Origin of the sequence: Glaciecola petra (genome assembly GCF_031846345.1) — a bacterium.
Taxonomy (GTDB): domain Bacteria; phylum Pseudomonadota; class Gammaproteobacteria; order Enterobacterales; family Alteromonadaceae; genus Glaciecola; species Glaciecola petra.
This window is the reverse complement of sequence record NZ_JAVRHX010000001.1, coordinates 485109-506003: the sequence shown is the minus strand read 5'-3', so window position 1 is coordinate 506003 and position 20895 is coordinate 485109. Positions and strand designations below refer to the sequence as shown.

Annotated in this window: 18 protein-coding genes; 3 read left to right on the top strand and 15 right to left on the bottom strand. The window is 39.8% G+C overall.

The genetic code is table 11. The features are described 5' to 3' along the window. Positions 1-4 precede the first annotated feature (4 nt). From RM552_RS02240 to rfbA, 6 genes are all read right to left on the bottom strand, one after another. Positions 5-1408 carry a lipopolysaccharide biosynthesis protein gene (locus RM552_RS02240; RefSeq protein ID WP_311367166.1) on the bottom strand — a complete coding sequence of 468 codons (1404 nt, stop codon included), beginning with the start codon at positions 1406-1408 and terminating at the stop codon, positions 5-7. Between the two features lie 87 nt (positions 1409-1495). Continuing rightward, complete coding sequence (locus RM552_RS02235) at positions 1496-4105, bottom strand: SLBB domain-containing protein (protein WP_311367165.1); 2610 nt, start codon at positions 4103-4105, stop codon at positions 1496-1498. A gap of 13 nt (positions 4106-4118) precedes the next feature. Further along, the gene (wecC, locus tag RM552_RS02230) at positions 4119-5387 is read right to left on the bottom strand and encodes a UDP-N-acetyl-D-mannosamine dehydrogenase (RefSeq protein WP_311367164.1); all 1269 of its coding nucleotides are present in this window, start codon (positions 5385-5387) and stop codon (positions 4119-4121) included. Continuing rightward, a complete protein-coding gene (wecB, locus tag RM552_RS02225) occupies positions 5387-6514 on the bottom strand; it encodes a non-hydrolyzing UDP-N-acetylglucosamine 2-epimerase (RefSeq protein WP_311367163.1) in 1128 nt (375 codons plus the stop codon). Before wecB ends, wecC begins: the two co-directional genes overlap by 1 nt. 107 nt (positions 6515-6621) lie before the next feature. Then, positions 6622-7689, bottom strand: a complete 1068-nt coding sequence (gene rfbB, locus RM552_RS02220) for a dTDP-glucose 4,6-dehydratase (protein WP_311367162.1) — start codon at positions 7687-7689, stop codon at positions 6622-6624. Positions 7690-7776: 87 nt separating this feature from the next. Next, complete coding sequence (gene rfbA, locus RM552_RS02215) at positions 7777-8655, bottom strand: glucose-1-phosphate thymidylyltransferase RfbA (protein ID WP_311367161.1); 879 nt, start codon at positions 8653-8655, stop codon at positions 7777-7779. A gap of 192 nt (positions 8656-8847) precedes the next feature. Here rfbA and RM552_RS02210 point away from each other — a divergent pair, with 192 nt between their 5' ends. The 3 genes from RM552_RS02210 to galE all read left to right on the top strand — a co-directional run bounded on the left by RM552_RS02210 (position 8848) and on the right by galE (position 11839). Then, positions 8848-10362 carry a peptide MFS transporter gene (locus RM552_RS02210; protein WP_311367160.1) on the top strand — a complete coding sequence of 505 codons (1515 nt, stop codon included), beginning with the start codon at positions 8848-8850 and terminating at the stop codon, positions 10360-10362. A gap of 158 nt (positions 10363-10520) precedes the next feature. After that, the gene (locus RM552_RS02205; RefSeq protein WP_311367159.1) at positions 10521-10823 is read left to right on the top strand and encodes a DUF6170 family protein; all 303 of its coding nucleotides are present in this window, start codon (positions 10521-10523) and stop codon (positions 10821-10823) included. Next, complete coding sequence (gene galE / locus RM552_RS02200; RefSeq protein WP_311367158.1) at positions 10820-11839, top strand: UDP-glucose 4-epimerase GalE; 1020 nt, start codon at positions 10820-10822, stop codon at positions 11837-11839. Before RM552_RS02205 ends, galE begins: the two co-directional genes overlap by 4 nt. Before the next feature lie 102 nt (positions 11840-11941). On the opposite strand, the gene pseI is transcribed toward galE, so the two are convergent. Genes pseI through ccmE form a run of 9 tightly spaced genes read right to left on the bottom strand, consistent with a single transcriptional unit; the run spans position 11942 to position 20774 of the window. After that, a complete protein-coding gene (pseI, locus tag RM552_RS02195) occupies positions 11942-13009 on the bottom strand; it encodes a pseudaminic acid synthase (RefSeq protein ID WP_311367157.1) in 1068 nt (355 codons plus the stop codon). An 8-nt stretch (positions 13010-13017) separates the two neighbouring features. Next, positions 13018-13701, bottom strand: coding sequence for a formyltransferase family protein (locus RM552_RS02190; RefSeq protein ID WP_311367156.1), 684 nt, complete (start codon positions 13699-13701; stop codon positions 13018-13020). 46 nt (positions 13702-13747) lie between these two features. Beyond that, positions 13748-14860: a UDP-2,4-diacetamido-2,4,6-trideoxy-beta-L-altropyranose hydrolase gene (gene pseG / locus RM552_RS02185; RefSeq protein ID WP_311368256.1), complete on the bottom strand. Its 1113-nt coding sequence runs from the start codon at positions 14858-14860 to the stop codon at positions 13748-13750. Between the two features lie 23 nt (positions 14861-14883). Next, positions 14884-15741, bottom strand: coding sequence for an MlaA family lipoprotein (locus tag RM552_RS02180; RefSeq protein WP_311367155.1), 858 nt, complete (start codon positions 15739-15741; stop codon positions 14884-14886). Continuing rightward, positions 15738-17105 carry a c-type cytochrome biogenesis protein CcmI gene (gene ccmI / locus RM552_RS02175; protein ID WP_311367154.1) on the bottom strand — a complete coding sequence of 456 codons (1368 nt, stop codon included), beginning with the start codon at positions 17103-17105 and terminating at the stop codon, positions 15738-15740. Before ccmI ends, RM552_RS02180 begins: the two co-directional genes overlap by 4 nt. After that, positions 17106-17609, bottom strand: a complete 504-nt coding sequence (locus tag RM552_RS02170; RefSeq protein WP_311367153.1) for a cytochrome c-type biogenesis protein — start codon at positions 17607-17609, stop codon at positions 17106-17108. It abuts the gene before it with no gap. Further along, a complete protein-coding gene (locus RM552_RS02165) occupies positions 17609-18277 on the bottom strand; it encodes a redoxin family protein (protein ID WP_311367152.1) in 669 nt (222 codons plus the stop codon). Before RM552_RS02165 ends, RM552_RS02170 begins: the two co-directional genes overlap by 1 nt. Beyond that, a complete protein-coding gene (locus tag RM552_RS02160; protein ID WP_311367151.1) occupies positions 18274-20304 on the bottom strand; it encodes a heme lyase CcmF/NrfE family subunit in 2031 nt (676 codons plus the stop codon). The genes RM552_RS02165 and RM552_RS02160 overlap by 4 nt, the downstream gene beginning before the upstream one ends. Further along, entirely contained in the window at positions 20304-20774 is a 471-nt protein-coding gene (gene ccmE / locus RM552_RS02155; RefSeq protein WP_311367150.1) for a cytochrome c maturation protein CcmE, read from the bottom strand. Before ccmE ends, RM552_RS02160 begins: the two co-directional genes overlap by 1 nt. Between the last annotated feature and the right edge of the window lie 121 nt (positions 20775-20895).

The window sequence follows — 20895 nt, the reverse complement described above, 5'->3', positions numbered from 1 at the left end:
AAAATCATTTGAATTTAGAGATAAACTTTATTGATGATAGTAATTCTATTATCTCTTTAGATTTAGATAAATAACCCATACCTATGTATAACAAAGCTGTGAGTGCAACTAACGTAAATAATTCTGCAAAAATATTAACTTCCACAATTCCTTTTAAATATTTCAAAATCAAATAAACACAAAAACCTGAACTTAATGGAACGGCAATATTGGCTAATTGAGTAGAAATCTTGTATCCAGTATACTTTGATATTGCAATAACATTTAAGAAGGCTCCTATTGCAGAGTTGATCACCAAGGCCCAAAGTATATAAGCTAGACCAAAGTTTGCAGCTAAAATTAATATGAAAATTGAAAAACTTCTTTTAATTATCTCTAGTTGCAATATTTTACCCGCTTTTCCTAGTGATTTTAATCCAGACCTTGTGACTGATTCTACAACGATAAATACACCGCAAAGACTCAAAATTTCGAGCATCCAAGCAGCCTCTAGCCATTTGTCACCCAACAAAACAATAACAATTGAATCAGACATACCCCCAATAACCGAAATAGCGAAAAAACTTAGAAAACATGATGTTATTAGCAGTCGCTTTAAGTCCTCGGTTAGGTCTCCATTTTTCTCTAATTGCTTAACTAAAATTGGAAATGAAGCTTTGTCAATTATTGCGCTTATTGCATTCACGTAGAGTTCAATAATTTTATTCGCTTGGTTGAATAACCCAACGGTACCAGGGTCAAAACGCTTACCTATTATCAAAGTTGCGGTCTGCTGATAAATGGTTTTAATAAATGAAGCCAACATTAATTTTAAACCGAACGAATATAAGTCTTTAAACGATTTAGTATTAAACTTAAACTTAGGAAAATAGTTGGCATATATGATAAACATTATTGCAGTTAAACTAGCTTCAATTATTTGTTGCCATACCAACGCCCAGTAGCCATAACCATAAAACGCTAAGACACACGCTACAATCAAAGATATCAAATAAGACAATAAGACAATTTTTGCTTGTGGTTTAAATTTTAGTTCTTTTGTAAGCTTTGTCATCTGGACTATAGACAATGCTTTTACAATTAAAACAACTGATAAAGCTTTTAAGAGCGTTGATAGCTCATTAGAATCATAGAACTTACCAAAAGAGTCTGAAATTAAAATCAATAAAAAAGTCAACAATACACTGACCAAGACGTTGAAGACAAAAACAGTCTCGTAGTCTTCTTTGGATATGTTACTTTTCTTTATTAATGCACCACCTAAACCAGAATCGACCAAAATCGAGCAAATCGAAACAACTACGGCAGCAAGAGCAAATAACCCAAACTCCTCAGGTCCCAATAGTCTGGCGAGGCTTATTATTGCAATAACTCTCAAAGCAACGTTGCCAAACTTCTCAATAAACACCCATAAATAATGGCTCATAAATCTCTTTGGTAATATTTAAAAAAGAAGACTACTCCGGTATTCTCGATGGGTATAGCATATTATGCCTTACAAACTACCGATTGCAGCTATGGCCACAGCAGTTTGATATATAATCTGCGTTACACCTTGCCAGATACTAATATTGTCATAGTTGGTAACATCCCTCGGAACTACTATTGTATCGCCAGGTAGCAGCATTACACTATTCTCATTTGAGAACCAGAAACTAGACTCAGGAACAAAAACAGATCCATTTGCTCTAACGATGTAAGTTTTCGATTCATCTGCGTACTCTCGCAATCCACCGGCTAGTTTTATATATTCATCAAGAGATAAGCTGTCGTCATAACGATAAGTAGTACTAACAAATACTTCTCCAATTATAGAGATAGCGGGGGTAATATTAGGTACTACTAATAAATCACCATTTTTTAGCTCTACATCTGCATCTAAAGATTCGCTAGCTATTTTTTCAAGGTCAATTATCATCCGACCAACCGGCTCTATACTAGTTAAGTCTTCCAAAATTTTTGTGGCATTTTCATAATCTATGGTACGAGAAAATTGACTATTACTAAGGTTATTGTTTGCCAACTCCTGCCTCAAATCATCAACCGCTTTATCAATGTTGTCTTTTTCTTTTGTTTTTAGTTCTTCCCTAGAGAATACAGCAGCCCCCAAGCTCGCATTAGATGTAAACCCCCCCGCTCGCTTGACTACATCAAATAAGGTTTCACCTCTAGATATCTGATATGTGCCTGGGAAAACGAATTCTCCTCGTAACTCTACAGAGTTGTTTTCGTACCACTCTGGAATGCGAACAATGTTCAAGACATCTTTAGATTGTAATTTTATTTGCTGACTATCCGGCAACACTAGTTGGTGTAGCAAGTTTATTCGCTTGTGAACAATATCCGCTGCTCCACTGTTGAATTCTATACTAGTGACTTCTGCGCTCTCTAAATGTGCCGCTTCGGTCAATCCACCCGCCGCATTGAGCGCCTTAGACAACGAAAACTCTTCGGCCAGTGGATAAACTCCTGGATATTTAACTTCACCGGTAATTTCCACAAGTCTGACAGGGTTACTCTCAGAAGCTTCACTTTTTAAACGAGAAATTATAGGTGCAAGTAAAGCCCTTCTAGAAAAGTTATCACTCTTTTCATTTCCGAATACCTTTGTTGTAAATCTATTGCGTTCCACTTTCTGTAGAAAACTAGCTTCATCACTTTTTAAGTCATCCTGAGAAGTCCTTAAATTGCCACCGGTTACTTTTCCGATTAGACCACCGGCATTATTTTGCGCGATTCGATCAAAAACTATCAACTCATCAAAAGCTTGGAGCTCTAAATCGAAGTCTCCTGACAAAACTTCAATCGGCTTAAACTGAATTATTTCAGTTTTCTGTCCAAACTTTGATCGTCTTGCAATTATTGAATACTGTAAATCTGAATTAGCCATTAAGGTCTGTTCAGTTAATATGTTGCTCAATTTAAGAGAACCGGTATCAGCTAAAACAGAAGGAAGATTAATAGCACCACTGATTAAGATAGCATTGCTGAACTCTAAAGTGGCTTTTGGCACTCTGAGAAAATCACCATTCTTTATTTGCATTTTTTTTAATGACTTATTTCTCGCAGAAACATTAGATATAGTAAGACCTACGTCATCAACAAATCTTATCAGTTGCAAAGAATCTTGGTCTGCGGTTGGTAGTAAACCGCCTGCAAAGTCAATTAACTGGGTAAAACTCTCTCCGTCAAGCATTTCATAAATGGCGGGCCGACGAATTTGCCCATCTAGGGATACTATATTTTTTGCTGTAGGAACAAATAGAACGTCACCTTGCTCAAGCCTAATATCTTTGGAGGTATCCCCCAAAACAATTAAATCATAAAGATCAAACGTAGTAATTGTTTTCCCTTGTCTTTTCAATTCTATTTTTCTCAAAGAACCAATATCATTTACCCCACCACTGTTCAGTAGAGCACTAGATACCGTAGAAAGTCCATTAACAACAAGAGGGCCGGGTCTATAAACTTCGCCAACTAAAAAAACCTGAATTGTTCTAACTTTACCCATTGAAACAAATGGATTCACACCAATTTTTTGTTCATCAAATGTGCTTTTAACTAATGTTTTTAGCTCTTGGAAGTTGGCTCCTGCGACCATTAAAGGACCAAGGTCAGGTAAATCAATGTTGCCCTCTGAATTGACAACTAATTCATAACTACCGGTTTCTTTACCAAATACTTGAAGTTGGATGGAGTCACCTGGGCCAATTATGTAATTGGATGGTACCGGGGTGTTGGTGCTTGGGCTTATTATTTCATTTCTAGCATTAAATAAGTTATACCCAAAAGGCTTGAGCTCTTTGGTCTGCTCTTCAACAATACTTTGCTTCGCAAGTTGTTCACTAATTTTTTCTTCGTTAACCTCACGCACAACAAAATCTTCTTCTTGCTGGACTGAAGCTTGTGCTTGCTGCGCACCATCTAAAAGAGATAAATCGAAGCCCATTTGTCGAGCTAACGCCTCTTGTTGTGAACGAGGAAGGTTTTTAAACTGCTCAATTTGTTGTGCAGATGGCACAAATGATTGCGCTAGGACGTTCTTAATCGTCAGTAATAAAACCATCGTTAAGATACTAATAAACGTAAATTGTAAAACTTTCACAATAATAAATGCCTTATTTAGTTTTCCATATTCCTTTGGTATCTATGACAATACCATCAGGTAAAGATGAATTTTTAAACAACTTATGGTCTACAAGCAATATGTGTATATCAGCATTTTGCCTTGCGAACTCAAAATCGACAAGATTAATCTCTGCAGGGCTCTGAGATTCTCCGATATTTGGTTCAACCGAAATACAATTGGTTTGATATTCGCTAGTAAGTAATTTAGCAATGCCGAGCGCAGGACTTTCTCTTAAATCATCAATATCGGGTTTAAAAGCTAACCCATAACAAGCAATCTTTACATCTTTTATCGTTTTATTTGGATTACTTGTTAAAAAATCAGCAACCGCTATTTTCACTTTATCTACAACCCAACCGGGTTTCCCGTCATTGATGTGGCGGGCAGTTTTAATTATTTTTGCTGTTTCAGGTGATTTACTTACGATAAACCAGGGATCAACAGCAATACAATGTCCTCCGACTCCTGGGCCTGGCTGTAAAATATTGACTCGAGGGTGTCTATTTGCGAGTGCTATTAATTCCCATACATCAATATTTGTTTCATCACAAATCAAAGATAGTTCATTTGCAAAAGCGATACTAACATCTCTAGATGCATTCTCAGTTAACTTAGCCATTTCAGCCGTGCGTGCGTTTGTCACTACACATTCGCCTTGAACAAATGTTTGATACAGCGCCACAGCTCTTTCTGAACAAGCTTTTGTTATGCCGCCGATTACTCTGTCATTTTCAATGAGTTCTCTAACAACATGGCCAGGAAGCACTCTTTCAGGGCAATGCGCGACATAAACGTCAGTATTTATTGAACTCTCATTGGGTAATTTTAAATCTGGTCTAAAATCCTGTAACCATTTAACTACCTGTTCGGTAGCGCCAACAGGAGATGTTGACTCAAGTACTACAAGGTCACCTTTTTTTAATACTGGCGCAATAGACTTGCAAGCACTTTCAATGTAACTCAAGTCAGGCGTTGGTATATCACCGCCATCACTTTTAAATGGAGTTGGAACTGCAATCAAAAATGCATCCGCAGGACTCGCTTCTAAACTGGCTCTTAGCATGCCTTTTTGCACAGCTTGGGCAACCATAGCATCTAAATCTGGTTCCACAATATGAATTTCACCGCGGTTAATGGTGTTGACGGCGTTCGCATTAACATCTACCCCAATGACATTCTTTCCATGGGCTGCAAACATTGCCGCTGTGGGCAGTCCTATATAACCCAAACCGATTACTGATACAGTTTCGAACGACACTAATTATCTCCTTTAGCCAATGTATTTAAGATTCTTACGCAAGCTTTTCCATCGCCATAAGGATTGTGTGCTTTGCTCATCTCGTTGTAGTGATTTACGTTTGTTAAGAGTTTATTTACATTTTCTACTATTAAACTTCTATCAGTACCCACAAGCTTAACAGTACCCGCCGAGACAGCTTCGGGCCTTTCTGTTGTTTCTCTCATTACCAAAACGGGTTTCCCTAAACTTGGAGCTTCTTCTTGTATTCCACCGCTGTCAGTTAAAATGATGTATGCCCTATCCATTAAATATACAAACTCTAAATACTGTTGAGGCTCAATTAGCAAAATATTGTCACAGTTTTTTAGCAGGCGGTTTACCGGCTCTTGTACATTTGGGTTTAAATGCACTGGGTACAAAATTTGTACATTTTGATAAGTATTCGCTATCTCGGCTAGTGAAGCACATATATTTTCAAAGCCTTCACCAAAGTTTTCACGCCGATGACCTGTCACCAAAATAAGTTTTTTAGATTCATCTAAAAAATCAAATTTAGCGTTAAGTTGCTGCGTCAACCCTGCTTGGTTATCCATTTTTTCTTTCGCTAAGAAAAGAGCATCAATCACAGTATTTCCAGTCACAACGATACTATTTTTGGAATAACCTTCGGATAATAAGTTTTGTTCAGACATTGAAGTGGGTGCAAAGTGAAATTGTGTAAGCGCACCGGTCAATTTACGATTTGCTTCTTCTGGCCAGGGAGAATAGATGTTACCTGTTCGTAGGCCAGCTTCAACATGACCTACCGCTATCTGCTCATAATATGCTGCTAAACTCGTTGCAAAAGTAGTCGCCGTATCACCGTGAACTAGCACATAATCTGGTTTAAAATCTTCTAGAACAGATTTAAGGTTTAGCAGAATAGCAGCAGTAACGTCATTGAGTGTTTGTCGATGTTTCATCAAGTCCAGATCATAGTCTGGTTGTATCTCAAATAATTCGAGCACTTGATCTAACATTTCTCTGTGTTGAGCTGTAACACAAACCTTAGAATCGAATCGAACATCTGCTTCCAATGCTTTAACCAATGGTGCCATTTTAATGGCTTCCGGTCTAGTGCCAAACACACTTAATACTTTTTTCATCTAATCCCTGCAAGTATCGATTATTGCTCGATTTATTTGCCGCGAAGTTTACCGAAATAAGGAGCTAAAGTCACATAAATCCATCGTTTTATTGCAAAATTTTCCAATTAGCGTTGAACTAGCGGCCGCCACCAGTCTTCATTTTCTATATACCATTGCACAGTCTTTTTTATTCCACTTTCAAACGATTCATTTGGTATATACCTAAGCTCATTTTGGCTTTTAGCTGGGTCTATCGCATAGCGACGGTCATGCCCAGGCCTGTCTGTAACATACTTTATCAACTCTTCGCTTGCATTGTTTAATGCCGATTTTGCATTTGGAAATTTGACCGCCATAGATTCGTTTTCACTAAAAGCTTTATTCATTAACTGACAAATCAACCTGACAATGTCTATGTTAGCCCATTCGTTTATGCCACCAATGTTATAGCACTCCCCTAGCTTTCCCTTATTAATAACCAAATCAATACCCATCGCGTGGTCTTCAACATATAGCCAATCTCTGATTTGTTTACCATCACCATAAACAGGGAGTTCTTTGTCATTCAAAATATTGCTAATGAGCAAGGGAATAAGCTTTTCCGGAAACTGATAAGGCCCATAATTATTTGAACAATTGCTGGTAGTAACCTGCAAACCGTATGTATGAAAATACGCCCGCACTAAATGGTCGCTTGCTGCTTTACTAGCAGAATAAGGCGAATTTGGTGCATAAGGAGTCGTTTCACTAAACGGTGGTTCATTGGGTTCAAGTGTGCCAAACACTTCATCGGTGCTTACATGATGAAATCGATGTTTAGGAAAGGTTTTAGTATCAATTAACCATATTTTTCGGGCCGCTTCTAATAAACTAAATGTGCCCATTATATTTGTTTCTATAAACTCAGCAGGACCGGCGATAGAGCGGTCTACATGGGACTCCGCAGCAAAGTGAACAATTGTGTCAATTTGATTTTCTAACAATAATGATTCTACTAAGGCTTGGTCACAAATATTTCCCTTAACAAAGGAAAATAAATCGCTGCTTTGCAAAGATTCAATACTTTTGTAGTTGCCGGCATAGGTTAAGGCATCTAGCACAATAATTAGGTCACTTGGATACCTATTTACCCAATAATGAACAAAGTTAGCGCCAATAAAACCCGCACCACCGGTTACAAGTAATTTTCTCAATGTTTATCAACCTTAAACATTAGTTAATGCATTAACATGCAAAATCTGTTGGAAACTAGCGCAAAAACTATCCAAACTGCATCCTTATTATTTCGATTCATTTGCAACTTTTAATAAATACTTACCGTAGCCACTTTTTATCAATGGCTGAGCTAATTCTATTAATTGTGCTTTGGTTATAAAGCCTTTGCGATAGGCTATTTCTTCGGGGCAGCAAATTTTTAGCCCCTGACGTTTTTCAATAACCGCAATAAAGTTAGATGCATCCAATAAGCTGTCAATGGTACCTGTGTCAAGCCATGCAGAACCACGACCCATTATTTCGACATCTAATTCGGCTTCTTGCAAGTAAAGATTAACAACATCGGTTATTTCGAGTTCGCCACGTTTACTAGGTTTTATTGTTTTCGCCAAGTCTACCACTTTGTTATCGAAGAAATACAAACCTGCCATGGCAAAATTGGATTTTGGTTTAGCGGGTTTTTCTTCTATCGATAACACTTTACCATTGCTTTCAAACTCTACCACGCCGTATCTTTCAGGATCGGTAACATGGTAACCAAATATCGTTGCACCCTTTTGTTTTTCGGCGCATGTTGTAAGCGTATGTTGAAGCTCATTACCGTACAATAAATTGTCGCCAAGTACCAAGGTAACGGTGTCGTTACCTATAAATTCTTCGCCTAGAATAAACGCTTGTGCGAGTCCGTCAGGAGTCGGCTGGGCAACATACTCTAACTGAATACCCCACTTTGTCCCATCGCCTAGTAACGCTTGGAATCTTGGTAAATCTTCTGGTGTAGTGATAATAAGTATGTCGGTAATGCCAGTAATCATTAGCGTCGACAAAGGATAGTAAATCATAGGCTTATCATAAATGGGCATTAACTGCTTACTAACAACCTGCGTTAAGGGATGAAGCCTAGTTCCAGTGCCACCTGCGAGTATTATTCCCTTTCTAGCCATATTGCTCTCTTTAGTCAATTACCAGCAACTTTAATATTACTCTAATTATGTTGTTGTTAAAACTAGTTATTTTGCAAAAATATCTATCACTAAATAAAGTGAAAAGTCCCTAATAATACTGAGTATACTTGCAACTATCTGTAAAACAGAGGCATAATGAAATGAACAAGAAAAATAAAAAAAGGAAGTACCATGTCATCGACAAATCATCTCCCCCCCCAAATAGACAGAACTAACGATACTGCATTTTTTGGTCATCCCAAAGGGCTCTCTACATTAGCGTTCACAGAAATGTGGGAGCGTATGAGCTATTACGGTATGCGCGGGCTATTGGTTGTTTTTATGGTTCTGGCCGTCCAAGAAAGTGGCTTCGGTATGAGCGAGCAATCAGCGAACGCTGTTTATGGCCTTTATACAGGGGCGGTTTACTTTACTGGTTTGTTAGGTGGTTGGATGGCAGATCGGCTAATAGGCGGTCAAAAGGCAGTTTGGTACGGTGGTATTATTATCATGTTAGGGCACATCTCTCTTGCCATACCGGGCACTAACACCTTTTTCTTAGGTTTAATCTTAGTTGTTCTTGGCACAGGTTTACTCAAACCAAATATTGGTGCAATGGTAGGCCAGCTTTATTCGGATACTGATGAACGTAGAGACAGTGGATACACTATTTACTATTTAGGTATTAACATAGGTTCTGCAATCGGCGGGTTCGTGTGTGGCCTAATGCAAGTCAAATACGGTTATCATGCCGCATTTGGTGCTGCTGCTGTTGGTATGGGCTTAGGTTTAATACAATACAAACTTACAGCCAAAAACATCACAGCCGTTTTTGATAGACCAACAGTACAAATGTCGAGTAATGCCGTTAAGTTAAGTTGGTCAATCATCATAGGCGTAATGCTAGTCTTAGCAATAATTACTATATTAGCTATGGTAGGAACTTTAGTCATTAACCCAGTTGCGATTACAGGTTATATAGCAACTATTGTATTCAGTATTTTCTTAATTTATTTTGGTGCTATCTACTTCAAGGGTAACTTAGACGAGCATGAAAAAAGAAAAGTTGGCGCTTTATTTTTAATCTGTATTGCATCAATTTGTTTCTGGGCGGGTTTTGAACAAGCTGGTTCTTCTTTTAATTTTTTTGCTGAAAATAATACGGACCGTATGATAGGTTCGTTTGAAATTCCAACGCAGTGGTTTCAATCATTAAACCCAGTATTTATTATCGTGCTATCACCATTTTTCGCCGCTTTGTGGATTAACCTTGGGAAGCGAATGATTCAACCTAGTTACATTGTCAAATGTGCTGCTGGTTTGATCATTATGTCTTCTGGTTTCTTTGTTATGTTTTTTGCTGCTTACTTTGCTGCAGACTCAATGAAGGTTGCTCCTACTTGGCTAGTAATGACATATTTTTTGCACACGGTTGGTGAACTCTGCCTGAGTCCAGTAGCATTGAGTGCTGTTAGTAAACTATCTCCGCGAAGATTTGCCGGCCAGTTGATGGGCATTTTCATTTTAACTTACTCGATTGGCAGTCTTGCTGCTGGTCTACTAGCTGGTCTTGTAAATACTGGCGAAGCACAAGTTGAACCATCTGTTTATATGCAGGTTGCACTGTTCGGCACTACCGCTGGGATAATTCTTTATTTGTTATCTTTCAAAACACGCAAATGGGAAAAGTCTGGGTTAACTGAATAGAAAGCCGATTAAAAATTATACTTTAATAAAATAGTAATATATATATACGATAAGAAGGAGTGGAGTTAATCGCCACTCCTTTTTTTTGTGCATTTTTCGATTTTGCACAACATATAACGTACAATATTTAGCTGCGAAGACGAATCACTAGGAAGCGCGTGAAAATTTATACATCCACTAAAAAAATTCCCGGATTAGAAACCCTATCGGTTACTGAGCGCATGGCATTACTTGAGCAAGCTGCTAACAGGATGACTGTGCCAGAAAAAACCCTCCTCAATCTGATAAAATTGTTAGTAATCGTGCCCGTATTCGCATTTTTATTGCGCGTTGTCGACAATTGGTGGTCTTTGGCATGGGCGGCATTAATATTGCTTCTATATCCATTATTCGTAAAGCCCTTACAATACTCATTAAGCGCAAAATATTTAAAACTTAATAAAGCAAAGGAAGATGAATGAAAACTATTTTGGTTACCGGCGGCAGCGGGTATATCGGCAGCCATACTGTCAGACAACTGTTAGATGCAGACTATAAGGTGGTTGTGCTCGATAACTTTGCCAATTCGTCGGCAGAGTCTCTTTCAAGAGTTAGTAAAATATGTGGTAAAGCTCCCGATCTTGTTGAAGGCGATATTAGAGATGCAGTATGTCTAAACAGTATTTTTGCCAAATACAAAATTGACTCGGTGATCCATTTTGCTGGCTTAAAAGCCGTTGGGGAATCGGTTGAAAAGCCACTAATGTATTACGAAAACAACGTGTATGGCACCTTAAACCTTTGTAAAGTGATGGCCGCTAACCATGTCAAAAACATTGTATTTAGTAGCTCAGCGACCGTATATGGTGACCCAATAGAATTGCCGCTTAATGAAAATTTACCTACGGGTAAACCAACCAATCCTTATGGTATGTCAAAGTTAATGGTCGAACACATGCTTACCGACATGCAAAACGCAGATCCCGAATGGAATGTAGTGTTGCTGCGCTATTTTAATCCAGCAGGAGCAAATAGTTCAGGAACTATTGGTGAAGATCCCAACGGGATACCCAACAATCTAATGCCATTCATCTCTCAGGTTGCCACCGGCAAAAGGGAGTTTTTAAGCGTGTTTGGTGACGATTACGACACTCATGATGGCACCGGGGTACGTGACTATATTCATGTTGAAGATTTAGCCGACGGCCACTTAAAAGCTTTAAACAAAATTGACCAAAAAGCCGGCCTATTTATTTGTAACTTAGGTACTGGTCAAGGTTATAGCGTGCTCGACATGGTACAGGCCTTTGAAAAAGCAAGTGGCCAAACTGTGGCTTATAAAATTGCCCCTCGCCGCAGTGGCGATGTTGCCTCTTGTTATGCCGACCCTGCCCTGGCGGCATCAGAATTGGGTTGGTCTGCTAAAAAAGGGCTGCAAGAAATGTGTGAAGACTCGTGGCGCTGGCAAAGTCAAAACCCTGATGGTTTTCCAAAATAAGCTGAGTTTCTGTTAAGAAACAGCATGAGTAGCCAAATTGGCGTTACGAACAAGGCATCCTTATGTAGATGCCTTTTTTAAATGTGGCGATTTATGTTTTTATTATTCAAAGTGTTCGGTTTTTAAAGCCGTTCCTCGCGTTAAATTTTGCTTAAACACCTTACCAATCGCGTTCTCTAAATATTTTGGAGCAATGCCATAACCCGGCCTGATTGAACGTACGTTTTGCGACGACAAGACTTCGCCCGCTTTAACGTCTTTAACCACATATAACGAGCGTCTAAACACCATATTACCTTTTTCACTTTCTTTACGTGTGTAATCCACCTTACCCATTGCTTGCCAAGCAATTTTACTGTCACGGCATAACTGGGTGAGTTCAGGCTCTTCAAGTGAGAACGAATCATCTGGGCCGCCGCCATCGCGGCTCAAAGTAACATGCTTTTCAATTAAACAGGCGCCCATACAGACTGAAGAAATAGCGGTTACATTATCAATAGTATGGTCTGACAAACCCGTAAGCACATTAAACCGCTCTGCCATATCTGCAATAGTGCGTAAATTGTAATCACTTGCTGGCGCTGGATAACCGCTCACACAATGTAATACAACAAGTTGCTCACAGCCATTGTTTTTTGCAGTGGCGATAGCTTCAGAAATTTCATCTTGGTTAGCCATTCCTGTGCTAATAATTAAAGGCTTTTTGGTTTGAGCCACATACTTTATAAGCGGTAAATCGATTGCTTCAAAAGACGCTATTTTGTATGCAGGTGCATTTAAGTCTTCAAGCAAATCAACGGCGGTATTATCAAAAGGTGAGCTAAAAATGGTGATCCCCAATTGTTTAGCTTTATCAAAAAGTGGTTTATGCCAATCCCACGGCATGTGGGCTTCGGAGTATAAATCATATAAACTTCGTGCATCCCACAAACCACCGTTAATTTGAAAATCGGGTTGGTCGCAATCAATGGTAAGGGTGTCTTGGGTATAGGTTTGTAATTTTATTGCATCAGCACCACTTCGCTTAGCCATTTCCATAATGGCAAACGCGCGTTTTATATCACCATTATGATTAGCCGAAAGCTCGGCAATAATGTATGGCGCAAATTCAAGTCCAATTTTGCGACCATCAATACTAATAAAGGGTTGTTTACTACGCGATTGAGTCATATGCGTCCCTAGTCTTGCGTTGTTTTTTTAATAGCAAGCGTATAACGCTGGCCTTTATAATCAAAATAAGCGGGGAAGCGCTGAGGATCACAAACTCTGAGCAAATCGAATTGTTCTGCTATCGATTTATCTATGTCAATCAATGAGTCTTCAGGTATTCGTTTTGGATAATAACTAGCTTGCATAGCTAAATCATCTTCTCCCTCGTTTATTGCAATAGCTTGAGACTGCGGTTGCACATATTCTGCATTGTTAAGTGCCCATTCAATTAGCTCTAATTCTGACTCGAACAAGAGGTGGTTAATTTCGTCATAAAGCTCTGTACCACTAAGTGGTATCGATATTTTACGCCAAATATCCCCAGTATCTACCTGATCTTGAGCTTCTAATAAACTGATTGTGATATTGTCTTTGCCAGCTAATACATCCCATATATGAGGGCTCCAGCCACGACCCCGTGGTAAATCGCTAGCATGTAATACAAGCACATGTTTAAATTTTGCGCGCAAATCAGCATTAATTATTTGTGAACATGACACCAAAAATAAAAACTCTGTGCCCGCACTAATTTGTGCTTTATCGTTAATAATTGAAACCTGCTTACCCAATTCATTATTCTGTTGCCACTGCAACAAATATGGATATACAGGGTGCTCAATTGACGAACAAAGGATTATCGCTCTCTTTCCCATTGCGTTATTTGTACCTTTAATATTTCGTATTTAATATGGAATAGGATTACTTGAAGGTAATCAAAGAAAGTAGCGCATTAACAACACGTTCAGTACCTTTACCATCACACACTTTTTTTGCAGCCAAGCTCATTTCTTTTCGAAGCGAGGCATCATTCAATAAAAGTTGTACTTGCTGATTAAGTTCTTCAGCGGTTTTCCAAATTTTCACTGCATTTGCTTGCAACAATTGTTCCGAAATCATTGATTGGTTGTCAGCATAAACAAATACTAGACTTGGTAGGCCCAAACAGCAGCGCTCCCATGAGCTAGTTCCAGCAGCCCCTATCGCTATATCTGAATGTGACATCAACTCTGCCATGTTCTCTACATTACGATAGACTTGAATTTTTAGTAGTGAATTCTTGATTATTTTACTGATAGCATCTGCATGTTTATTTTGAGCGCCAAGCACAAGGTCAATATGGATACCAGCATTTGTGTCATCGATAGATGTTATGGCTGTTATGGCTGTTATCGCTTCAGCAGTTTTATTTAAAGGGTCGCTTCCACCTAAAAATATAAAAATACGCAAAGGCTCGACAGTAGATGTAGTATCAATATTAATCACATTAACTGGAAGCTGGGTAAATGTTTCTTTTAATAATGCATACTTTGTCCCGCAAAGTATTCGGCTATCTTTTGGAACAAGCTCATGGTAGTCATTGCTCTGACGCTGAAAGGTTTGGTCCAGCAACACATCACAAATATGACTTTTATTAGCCAAATCATCAATGACGAATAATTGACGGTAGTATTTTTGTAGCAAACTCTCCCAACGTATATCAATGCCGTAGTGATCGACAACAAGTAAATCAACACATGCGTGTTCGGAATACATCGTCTTCAAGGCATTTATAGTCTGCTGGGCATCGGTATCGAAATCGCAGCCGAGCCATGTTGTGTCATCAGACAGCTCTATTTGTTGCTTGGCCTGTAGTGGCAAAGAGGGCAACAATACGACTGGAAACCCTCTTGCCTCAATTTGTTCTTGCATGTGCCCCGGCCAATCACGGCAAATAAAAGTCGTTTGCACATTTTTTTTTGCCAAGGCCTCGGCAAGTGTGAGGCAACGCATTATATGTCCTGAGCCCATAAAGTCAGACGCATCTGCTCTTATAACAGCTTGCCTTGCGGTAAGAATTATTGGATTCCTTCTAACAAGCTTTCGAAGTCAGAAAAGTCATCTTCTTCTGCTTCTAGTTCTTCTTCAGTTTTTTGTTCAATTTTTCCATCGCTAACTTCAAAAGCTAAGCGTTGAAAATAAGCATCTCTTACAAAAAGGTATTGATCTAACGCGCGATTAAGGGTTTCTTCTTGTTCCAACAACGACGCTCTTGCTTCTAATATAGAAACCACCGCTGCGCCTACAACGTAAGGGTCGCGAAGAACCGTACTCGGCCAATAATAGTTGTCGACCACACGTCCAGTAAGGCTTCTAAAGTCACTAGGGCCTAATGCCGGCAGCATCAAATAAGGGCCAGTACCAACTCCCCAGACCCCTAATACTTCGCCAAAATTTTCTCGTTCTCTCTCTAGTCCCATGTCACCTGCAACATCAAATATACCTAGTACGCCTGCGGTTGAGTTGATTGCAAAACGGCCTACGCTGGTTAAACTCGCTTGGAACTTACCCTGTAACAAATTATTTATGGTATTGGCTGGCTCTTCGATATTGTTAGAAGCATTCACTAAACCATTTCTGACCGAGGTAGGAGTAACCTCAATATAGGCTTCGGTGATAGGTTTTATCAGAAATCTATCGAGAACATCATAGTTAAAATCCCATACCACGCGGTTTATAGGCTCTAGGGGATCAGACACTTTGTTTTCATCTTCAGCTTCTAATATCGGCTCTTCAATACTGTTTTGCGCATTCTTGTTTGTCTGACTGTTCGTTTGCGCTTGCAATTGGGCTTCTGTATTTTGATTAGATGCACAACCACCTATTAGAGCCGACAGCATTATCAAAATTGCTAAGCTTTGTTTGCTCGCTTTCACTGTATTTCCTTATCTATCAATAGATTAATATTCTGCGTGCCTTGCCCAGATTGTTCATTGCCTTGTACTGGGTTGCCTTGTGCTAAGTGGCTTGGTGTTAGCGTTACCTGCATAACACTTCCTTCAAACTCACCAGCCTTTGGCATTACGTCAGCATCCAGAGAGATTCTCGCGCTTACATTGATAAGCTTAGCAGAACTTAAATTCATTGCCGGTATCATTGCGTCGCTATCACTTAGACTCACCGTTACCGGTAATTTGCTTAATGGCATGCGTTTTACCGCCAAAGGCGCTCTGCTTTCAGATTCAGCGTTCTGAGCAAACACAATTAAGTAGCCTTGTTGCGGAAGCTTTGATTTTAACTCATCAGCTACCGAAACTTGTATAACAATTTGTGTTTCTTTTGTATCAGTTTGTAAATCATCAGGTATAGAATTTGTATTAGCGGGCATTACATTAACCCCAAGGTTCTGTAAGCCTGCCACTAACGATTGATAAAACTGGCTCTCAGGGTTTATTTCATCTTTAATAATATTGAAGTTGGCAAGCGCTAGTTCGGCGTCTTGCAACTGTATTGCGGTAGCGGTCAATAACAAGCGATAATTTCTTTCACTCGGTTTCTGCCCAATCAGATACACTAGCTGTCGCTTGGCATTTTCTAGCGACTGCTCATCTTGGCTGAGCATCAGTGCTTCAGCAAATTTGAATCGAACATCGTGATTTTGGGGATTGATATCTAGGGCCTTTTTGAAGGCAGCAATACCCTCTTCCATGCGTCCTATAGCCACATTAATTTGGCCTAAAAATGCCCAGCCATTATCGTCCTGAGGTGTATCTCTTAATTTTCGTCGAATAGAAAGCGCTAATTTTGCATAATCATCAGGCGTCAAACTTTGTGCACCAGAACTCTGCATCCTGGCTCTAATCTCTTCAACGTCTATCTGTGCCTGTTTATATTCTTGTAAACCTAATAATTGGTTTGATTGCGAATACACCCATACTCCTAATGCAATACAAGGCACTGCAAGTAATACATAGATCAACTTCTGGCGGTAGCCTTGAGTAACTATTGAGTCAGTATCCGCAGCATTGCTTTTCTCTACTTGTAGCTGTGTTTCAAGAGGTGTTTCGTCAACTAAAGCAAGTTTTAATTCTTTAATGGTGCTTTCTTTATCTTCTGGATTGATAAGACCCTCTTCGAGCTCTCTTTCCAATTCGCTGATACGCTGCTTAATAACATTAGCATTAGACAATTGTCTGCGTTGTTTTTGTTTATTCGCTAGGATTGCCCCCAAAATAGGGAAAACCACAAAAACGCCAGCGAAAAGCACCAAGCCTGCAGCTGCCAAATAAAAATTAGTCAATTACTCTTCCTTTAATAGCTGTTCTGCACGGGCAAGTTTTTGCTCAACATCTGCGTCATCGATTACTTTACGTCTGCGCACTAAAACCACTAACATGATCAATGCAAAAAGAATGGGAAGCGCCCATAACCAAAAAGTGACAGGATTAAGCGGAGGTTGATAGTAAACAAAATCACCGTAGCGCTCTTTCATCCAGCCAATGACTTCTGGCTTGTCTTTACCCTCTTGCATTAATTCATACACTTTTCGACGCATATCGTGCGCGATCGGCGCATCTGAGTCGGCAATATTTTGATTTTGACACTTTGGACAACGTAATTCGGCCGTTAAGTTGAGAAACACTTTACGTTTTGCTGGATCGGCAAATACATAATTCTCAGCATATTGCTGCTCAACCTGCTTAGCATCAGCCGACGCGTTGTTAGCCTCTTGTTGGTTATCTTGCTGAGCCAATATTTGCCCAGAAAATAGCAGTCCAACCATAAGCAATAGTGTTAACGGCATCAGTTGCCTCCTACCCCAGTGGTGCGCTCAGCATCATCAAATCGTTTTGCGTTTTTGGGACTTATCGATTGATTGAGCAACTCAATTTTATTTTCAATGTTGGGGGCGATGTCTTTTAGAATAGGCGAAAATTTATTTCTCCAAACCCTGGGGTTAATATCCCCCAAATGATGTACGCGGATTATGCCATCTTGGTCGACTAAAAAGGTTTCTGGAGCGCCTGTTACCCCTAAATCTAGGGCGGTATTTCGATATACATCAAATATATTAAATGCGAAAGGATCCCCAAACTTGGCGGTCGTTTGTGCCACTTCTTGCCTAACTCTGCGTAAGGTTTTGGACCCAAAATCGGGATCTATGTCTTGGTCATAATACAAGCCGACCACCGGCAAGCCTTGCTCCGACAATGTAGTTAAATAGGGTAATTCTATTGCACAAGTGACACACCACACGCCCCACACATTAATCAGCGTAACTTTCCCTTCAAATATCTCATTGGTATATATGACATTTTCATCGTCTAAATCAGGCAATGAGAAAGTTGGAAATGTTTTACTCAAGACTTCAGATTCTCTGACGGTAGGATCTGAATAGAGCCCTTTATACAAAAAGAAACAGAGCCCTAAAAACACAACTAACGGTAATAATCGGGTCGATAGTTTTTTCATGACACACTGTCTCCGCTAGTAAGCGGCGTATTCGGTAAAGGTTTCGATGTGTTATTTTTAGTCGACACTGCCGCCTTTAAACTGGCAATTTTCTTAATTCGATAGCGTTTATCAGTTATTGAGAAAACACCTCCTAAACACATAATAAACGATCCGCCCCAAATCCATACCACAAAAGGCTTATAGTATAAACGTACTGACCAAGATTCGCCGTCTAATGGCTCACCCAAGGCAACAAATAAATCTCGCGTAAAAGTAGTATGAATACCAGCTTCGGTCATGGTCATTCGTTGGACGGTATAAAAACGCTTTTCAGGCTCTAAGTGACTTACTAATTCGCCATTTTTAAACACATCAAAAATACCTTTATCAGATATATAGTTAGGTCCTTGAACGTCTTTAACACCGGTAAACAATACTTCGTAATCAGCAATGCTAATACGCTGTCCTGGGTCCATTTTAACATCACGTTCCAGTTCATAATTACTGACAAGTGTGATACCAATCAAGGTCACCGCAAAACCCAAATGCCCTAATATCATGCCCCAATGGCTGCGTGTAAGCTTTTTGAGCGAGGCAAAAAAAGCTTCTTCTCGTGTACCCGAAACCACTCGTTGTCTCACTTCAAGCACCGACGATACCACAATCCAAAAACTCATAACCAAACCTAACAATGCCATGTAGGTGCGTTCGTCATAAGTCGCATTTGCCAATAAACCCGCCGACACAGCTAATATGAATGCAAAAATTAATTGATTGCGCAACGCTACCGGTTTTTGTGACTTCCATCTGGTTAAGGGCCCAATACCCAAAAACAAAACGAAAGGCACAATCAATAAGGTAAACATTTGATTGAAAAAAGGCGCACCTATAGAAATCGTGCCTAAACCTATCTCTTTATGCACGAGTGGGAACAGGGTACCCAATAACACAACAATAGTAGCCGCGCATAAAATTACATTATTCCCCATCAGCATCATTTCTCGGGAAAATAATTCGTATCGCCCGACGCTCTTCAACTGAGCTGCGCGTACGCCGTAAAGCAGTAAAGAGCCACCAATAACAACGACTAACAAACCCAAGATAAAAAGCCCTCTGTCAGGATCGCTAGCAAAGGAATGCACCGATACCAATACGCCCGAACGCACTAGGAAGGTGCCAAGCAAACTCAAAGAGAAAGCCGCAATAGCAAGTAACACAGTCCAAGACTTAAACACTTTGCGCTTTTCTGTTACAGCTAAAGAATGCATTAAGGCAGTACCAACTAACCAAGGCATAAAAGAAGCGTTTTCTACCGGGTCCCAAAACCACCAGCCGCCCCAACCCAATTCGTAATATGCCCACCAACTACCTAAGGCAATACCGACTGTCAAAAAGCTCCACGCGGCAATAGTCCACGGACGCGACCAACGTGCCCACGTCGAATCAAGTTGACCACCAATAAGTGCTGCAATGGCAAATGCGAAAGCCACTGAAAAGCCAACATACCCCATATACAACATAGGTGGATGAATAATCATGCCAAAGTCTTGCAATAATGGGTTGAGGTCACGACCATCAACAGGGAAAAACGGCAACATACTGTCAAAGGGGTTTGAGGTAATCAGCATAAACAAATAAAACGAAATACTTACCATGCCTAAAACTGAAAGCACTCTGGAGACCATGACATCAGGAATACCTTTTGAAAATAAGGCAACTGCCAAGGTCCAAATTGAAAAAATTAATACCCAAAGTAAAAATGACCCCTCATGGCCTCCCCACACAGCAGTAGCTTTGTAGTACCAAGGAAGTTGACTATTTGAATTTTGCGCCACGTAAGTCACACTGAAATTATCGGTCATAAAAGCATGAGTTAAGCAAATATAAGCAATAAGGGTAAATACAAACAGTCCGATAGTAAGCGGGCGGGCCATTCTCATCATGGTCGCATTATTCGTTTGAGCACCCCACAGAGGATATACGGCCAGCATAATTGACAGTACTAGCGCTACTACAAGCGTAAAATTACCAATTTCAGGTATCATTAATAAGTCGCCTCTGAAGGAGGAACATGTTTAATTCCTTTCATTTTTTCAGCCAATTCGGGTGGCATATACTCTTCGTCGTGTTTAGCTAGCACTTCGTGAGCAACAATAAGGCTGCTGTCTTTCAATGTGCCAGTTGCAACAATCCCTTGTCCTTCTCTAAATAAGTCTGGCAATATGCCTTGATATTGCACGGTTACACTGGGCCCAACATCCACTAAATCAAAACTAACTGCGAGGGTTTCAGCGTCCCTTGAAACACTACCAGGCACCACCATTCCGCCAATTCTTAAACGCTGCCCAAGTGTTGGCTTTATGCCCGTTTTGTCCTTTCCTTCAATGATTTCGCTAGGTGTATAAAAGGCATCTACGTTGTCACTTAGGCTATATAACATTATGCCAATAGCCGCTGACACTAACAAAATAATACTGGTAGTAGCGAACAAACGTTGTTTTCTTCTTGGGTTCATGAAAATACACTCAATAATTTATAAATAGACGTATCAAATATCTAAGGTTAATACTGCACGCTTTGTGTTTTTGTTCAGCGCTTGGCAAATATCCAAGCATACGATGGTATACACAATGCAA

Excerpts from the sequence above, each read along its gene's own strand:
- RM552_RS02190 (WP_311367156.1), bottom strand. The coding sequence starts at position 13,701 with ATGGGAAAGAGAGCGATAATCCTTTGTTCGTCAATTGAGCACCCTGTA.
- rfbA (WP_311367161.1), bottom strand. The coding sequence starts at position 8,655 with ATGGCTAGAAAGGGAATAATACTCGCAGGTGGCACTGGAACTAGGCTT.
- RM552_RS02165 (WP_311367152.1), bottom strand. The coding sequence starts at position 18,277 with ATGAAAAAACTATCGACCCGATTATTACCGTTAGTTGTGTTTTTAGGG.
- pseI (WP_311367157.1), bottom strand. The coding sequence starts at position 13,009 with ATGACTCAATCGCGTAGTAAACAACCCTTTATTAGTATTGATGGTCGC.
- RM552_RS02160 (WP_311367151.1), bottom strand. The coding sequence starts at position 20,304 with ATGATACCTGAAATTGGTAATTTTACGCTTGTAGTAGCGCTAGTACTG.
- ccmE (WP_311367150.1), bottom strand. The coding sequence starts at position 20,774 with ATGAACCCAAGAAGAAAACAACGTTTGTTCGCTACTACCAGTATTATT.
- RM552_RS02210 (WP_311367160.1), top strand. The coding sequence starts at position 8,848 with ATGTCATCGACAAATCATCTCCCCCCCCAAATAGACAGAACTAACGAT.
- wecB (WP_311367163.1), bottom strand. The coding sequence starts at position 6,514 with ATGAAAAAAGTATTAAGTGTGTTTGGCACTAGACCGGAAGCCATTAAA.
- galE (WP_311367158.1), top strand. The coding sequence starts at position 10,820 with ATGAAAACTATTTTGGTTACCGGCGGCAGCGGGTATATCGGCAGCCAT.
- RM552_RS02170 (WP_311367153.1), bottom strand. The coding sequence starts at position 17,609 with ATGCCGTTAACACTATTGCTTATGGTTGGACTGCTATTTTCTGGGCAA.